Source organism: Paracraurococcus lichenis (assembly GCF_030657435.1).
Taxonomy (GTDB): domain Bacteria; phylum Pseudomonadota; class Alphaproteobacteria; order Acetobacterales; family Acetobacteraceae; genus Paracraurococcus; species Paracraurococcus lichenis.
This window is the reverse complement of the sequence record NZ_JAUTWS010000377.1, coordinates 1-789: the sequence shown is the minus strand read 5'-3', so window position 1 is coordinate 789 and position 789 is coordinate 1. Positions and strand designations below refer to the sequence as shown.

At 66.8% G+C, this 789-nt stretch carries 1 protein-coding gene; it reads right to left on the bottom strand.

Annotated elements, in window-relative coordinates:
• A partial coding sequence (locus tag Q7A36_RS40335) for a DUF4118 domain-containing protein (protein WP_305109415.1) occupies positions 1–493 on the bottom strand: 493 nt, incomplete at its 3' end.
• Positions 494–789 lie beyond the last annotated feature (296 nt).

Sequence of the window (789 nt, the reverse complement as noted above, 5' to 3'; positions counted from 1 at the left end):
CTGGGTCCTGCAGGCGCCGATGCAGGCGCGCCATGACGGCAATGCGGGCGGCCGCCTGCTCCAGCACTTCGGCGGCGGATGGGTCCGCGACGTCGCGCCGCGCCAGCCGCAGCGTCGAGGCGACGAACTGCATGGTGTTGCCGAGGCGGTGCTGCAGTTCCTGGAACAACGCCTCCTGCGTTCTCCTGGCGATCTCCAGGCGGTGGATCACCTCGACCAAGGCCGCGACCAGCAGAACCTCAAGGCCGCCAATCACCAGGAAGCCGAGCAGCGAGACGACGGTTTCCGCACCATGCAGCGCGAAGGAGAGATAGGGCGGCAGGAAGAAGTACCAGGTCGCAAGCGCGGAGAGGGCCAGCACGAGCGCGCCCAGGCGCCAGCCGCAGAGCAGCGTGCTGGCGACGACGGCGGGTAAGAAGGTCAGGGACGAGGTGGAAGCAAGTAGGTCACCAAGCGCGAAGCGGGCCGCGAAGCTCGCTGAGAACACGGCCATTGCGACGGTCCAGTTCCGTGCTGCCGTCCCTCTCCGGGTCAAGCCCGTAAGATGGCCCACCCAAGCCAAGGCGACACCCTCCCCTGGGTTAACTCTCCCCCGCGCCTCCGAAACATACGCCGGGGTCGTTGACGACACCATACACAGGCAAGTTCACGCCGCGGCACGAGGCTTCTGGTAGGGCCGGCCGAGGCGGGGACCATGGTTCTCGTCTCCGCTAGGCGGCATGCGATGACGCGGTGTCTCGAAATGCCGCCGAGCTTGGGAATGGGAACTGCCGAGGAAGCAGAAAAGCA